The organism is Actinotalea ferrariae CF5-4 (assembly GCF_000603945.1).
Taxonomy (GTDB): domain Bacteria; phylum Actinomycetota; class Actinomycetes; order Actinomycetales; family Cellulomonadaceae; genus Actinotalea; species Actinotalea ferrariae.
The window spans coordinates 1-3,855 of record NZ_AXCW01000324.1 but is presented as its reverse complement, the minus strand read 5'-3'; the positions used below and the strand labels follow the sequence as shown (position 1 = coordinate 3,855).

The following is a 3,855-nucleotide window of genomic DNA, read 5'->3' as shown; positions in this document are numbered from 1 at the left end:
TACACCCTCATCTGCGAAGAGCCAGTTGTGGGGCTCGAGAAGGTTGGCTGCCGACCGCTCGCAGCCCGATCGGCTCGGGACCAGCAACCTGAGAAGACTGCGCCGCATCCACGGGTTCGGGCGTCATGCTAACCGGCTGCCCTTCCTCTTGGCTCGGCTGGCCCGTCGGCCCCATGGCACAGCCGGTGACGAATGCGAGGGACAGCATCGCCGGAAGAACATTCCTTAGCGTCGACATTCGAACTCGGAGACCGCTCGCGTGCCGTACTGGACAGTCCTCGCCGTATACGTGGTGCCACCCTCCACGGACGTGTGGTTCGTGATACCGACGTACCAGTTTGTGCCCTGACCGCCCCAGTAGTAATGCGGCGCCGAATCAGGAGACTGCCTGCTCCACTGCCGGTCCACGAGCGGCCCGACGAGAAGTCGGGTGTTCCCGTGCCAAACCTTCTTCCACACTTCAGCTTTTGCCGTTACGAGTGCGACCGGCTGAACGCAGACGGTGCGGCCGTGAACTGAAGCGTAAGGACCGTACGTCGTCTTGACATAACCGTTGCTCGAGTGCGCATAGTCCGTTTGGCCGACGCAGCCCCCGGGGGAATAGAGAGAGGCCTGTATGCTGACCTCACCCCCAGAAGCCGTGCTCGTCGCCGAGAGGCTTGATCCCGACGGAACCAACGGCCCCTCCTCATTCACCTTACGGTCGGCGGCGCGTGCCTCGCTCGAAGGCGCCTGGCTTGAGTGGTCCGCAGCTGCCGCTGGGCTTGCTGAGAAGAGCGATACTGCGGCCAGGCCGCTCACGGCAAGCGCTTTCGATGGACGTATGAGTTCCCCCCGGGAGTCAAGAAGCAGCCCTGCCAGGCCGTGCGTGCCTTCATTGGCCGCACCTTCAACCTAGTACGGGGATGACCAAGGAGTCAAGGAGTCCTTACTGATCTGTTCGGATGGCGTGACTGGTACTCTTCTGGCGGCTTCTATACGGCAGGAACGATTCAGCTGGCGAGAGCCTGCGGCCGTTTCTCGGGTCCACAAAGGGTATGCCGGCTATCGCCCTGCTCCGCCTGGCGGATGCGCAGGTTCTGATGGTGGTGGCGCCGGGATGTGAGGGAGCTTGGATCTGGGTCACGGCGTCAGACGTGGGGCCATCGCATCAAGGCGCGTCGCGATTCGAACTTGGGCGTTGTCACCCGCGTGCTGGTACTGCAGGGCGGCTCGCGGCGTGGAATGGCCGGCGCGCTGCATGAGCTCGGGGAGCGTGGCGCCGGTCAAGGCGACGAGTGTCATCGCGGAGTGGCGCAGGTCGTGCCAAGTCAGGTCCTCTCGCCCGATCGCCGCACGAGCTCGCGCAAACATCACCGTCCGGCTGCCGCTGGTCAGCGGCCGGCCCGTCGCCGTTCCGAAGACGACCGCGTCACGACTCTCGGGCGTGAAGCGGGCCAGGTGCTCGGCGAGCGCGTCGACGGCCACCCTGGGCAGCGTGACCGTGCGACGCCCCGCTCGGGACTTGGTCGAGGCGTAGCGCCCCGACCCCGCGCCCGGGCGACCGAGGGACTGCTCGACGCGCACGGTGCCGGTGGCCAGGTCGACATGCTTGCGCTGCAGGGCGAACTGCTCCCCGGCGCGCAGCCCGCTGAGGAACGCTATGACGACGGCGGCGCGGTACCGCTCCGGCATGGCGTCGGCCAGCGCCCACAGGTCCTCCGGTCCGACGACCCGCCGCTCGGCCCGGTGCCGGGCGTCGCGCTGGCTCGCGCCCTTGATCGCGCACGGGTTGGCCGGGATGAGCCTGTCGGAGACGGCCTGCGCCATGCCGGTGTGCAGGAGGCGGTACGCCTGCGCCGCCTCGGTGTGTCCGACGCTGCGCAGGGTCGCCCGCGGGTCGGCCATGACGCCGCCGGTCGCGTCGAGCCACGCCTCGCGCAGCTCGATGGGGATCCGGCCGGTGACGGCGACCGGGCGGCCCTCCGCCGCGGCCCACTGCCGGATCGCGGCGTTGACCCGCCGCGGGTGCGCCGCGGCCCGCTGCCAGCGCTCGGCCGCTCGCCGGGACGCCTCGGCGAGGACGGCGGCGTCCCACTCGCGCACGTCCGCCGGCGTCAGCGACGCGAGCGTCCGGAACCCGAGGCGGACCGTCCGGACGCGCGACCCGTGCGTCACCGGCACCTCCGCGTCGATCCACCGATCGAGCAGCCGTCCGTACAGCGCCCGCGTGCTCGGTGCGAGGTCCCCGCGCGTGGCGATCCAGCCGCGGAACCACTCCCCGAGCGGCTGGTCGCCGAGCCGGGGGTCGCGCCACACCCCGCGGGCCATGCGGGAGACCTCGTGGGCGAGCGCCTGGTCGGCCTCGGCCTTGGTGGGGAACGTCCCCAACGGTCGCAGGGCGCCGTCGGGCGCGGTGTACCGGGCCTGCCAGCGGCCGGAGGGGAGCTTGCGTACGGCGCCGGAGGCGCGGCGGTGGCGTCGGGTTGTCGTCGCAGTGGTCATGGTCGGACCTCTTCGCTATGGCACGTTATGGCACGAGCCGACCAGCAGAAGGATGCCAGGGAGGTCTGACAGGGCCGCCGTAAGGCCCTGATCTGCGAAAACGGTGGAGCGGGTGACGGGAATCGAACCCGCGCTATCAGCTTGGGAAGCTGAAGTTCTACCATTGAACTACACCCGCGCAGCACCCCCCGAGGGGGTGCGACGGCGACGACTATACCGGTCCGGGGCGCCCTGGCTCATCCCCGGCGGCCGAGCGAGCACCGAGTTATCCACAGGCGGCGTCCACACCTGTGTGCACGGAGCACAGGTACCACTCAGGAGGGTGTGGACAAGCCACCTGGAGGGCGCACCCTCGCGCCGCGTCGTCGCTCCGCTAGCGTGACCTCGTGCTGCTCTCCGACCGCGACATCCGCGCCGAGCTCGACTCCGGTCGCATCAGCCTCGACCCGTACGAGCCCGGCATGATCCAGCCGTCGAGCATCGACGTGCGCCTCGATCGCTACTTCCGGCTGTTCGACAACCACAAGTACCCGGTCATCGACCCCTCCCAGGACCAGCCCGACCTCACCCGCCTCGTGGAGACCGAGGGCGACGAGCCCTTCGTCCTCCACCCCGGCGAGTTCGTCCTCGGCTCCACGTACGAGTCGGTCGCCCTGCCTGACGACGTCGCCGCGCGCCTGGAGGGCAAGTCCTCCCTCGGTCGCCTCGGCCTGCTCACGCACTCCACCGCGGGCTTCATCGACCCGGGCTTCACCGGGCACGTGACGCTCGAGCTGTCGAACGTCGCCACGCTCCCGATCCAGCTCTGGCCGGGCATGAAGATCGGCCAGCTGTGCTTCTTCCGGCTCTCCTCCCCGGCGGAGCACCCCTACGGCTCGACCGTCCACGGGTCCCGCTACCAGGGCCAGCGCGGCCCGACGGCGTCCCGGTCGTTCCAGAACTTCCACCGCAGCCAGGTCTGAGCGGGCCGGCTCCACGGCCGACGACCCGCCCGCAGCGCGGGCGTCCTACCCTCGCTGCATGGCACTCCCGTCGCTCGACCCGGACGACCGCGAGGTCCTCGACCACCACCTCCTCCTGCTGCCCGGTGACGTCGGGCACGAGGAGGTCGAGGTGCTCGCCGTCAGCCGCTTCCCGCACGCGCAGTGGGAGACCGCGCCGGACCCCACCCCGGCCCGTCCCGCGGGCGGCCGCGCCCCCCGGGGTACGGAGCCCTCACCCGGCGTGCTCCGGCTGTCGCGCCACACCACGCTCGTCGGACCGTTCGCCCTGGACGCGGCGTCCGCGACCGCCCTCGGGGTGCCGGCGTCGGCGGGCGTGGCCTACCGGCTGCACGCACCGGTCGAGCGCGGCCCGGCCCCGCTCCCGGGC

Annotated in this window: 2 protein-coding genes, 1 tRNA gene and 1 pseudogene; 2 read left to right on the top strand and 2 right to left on the bottom strand. The window is 70.5% G+C overall.

Annotated features, from left to right (window positions below):
• Nucleotides 1-1,122 precede the first annotated feature (1,122 nt).
• Both N866_RS17115 and N866_RS17110 read right to left on the bottom strand, forming a co-directional pair.
• A complete protein-coding gene (locus N866_RS17115; protein WP_034228770.1) occupies nt 1,123-2,484 on the bottom strand; it encodes a tyrosine-type recombinase/integrase in 1,362 nt (453 codons plus the stop codon).
• A 104-nt stretch (nt 2,485-2,588) separates the two neighbouring features.
• Nucleotides 2,589-2,662: transfer RNA gene (locus N866_RS17110), tRNA-Gly, on the bottom strand.
• Between the two features lie 208 nt (nt 2,663-2,870).
• Between N866_RS17110 and dcd the strand changes: the two genes are divergently transcribed.
• A complete protein-coding gene (gene dcd, locus N866_RS17105; protein ID WP_034228768.1) occupies nt 2,871-3,446 on the top strand; it encodes a dCTP deaminase in 576 nt (191 codons plus the stop codon).
• A gap of 58 nt (nt 3,447-3,504) precedes the next feature.
• Nucleotides 3,505-3,855 (top strand): annotated as a pseudogene (locus N866_RS17100) (hypothetical protein); the annotation flags it as partial.

Excerpts from the sequence above, each read along its gene's own strand:
- N866_RS17115 (WP_034228770.1), bottom strand. The coding sequence starts at position 2,484 with ATGACCACTGCGACGACAACCCGACGCCACCGCCGCGCCTCCGGCGCC.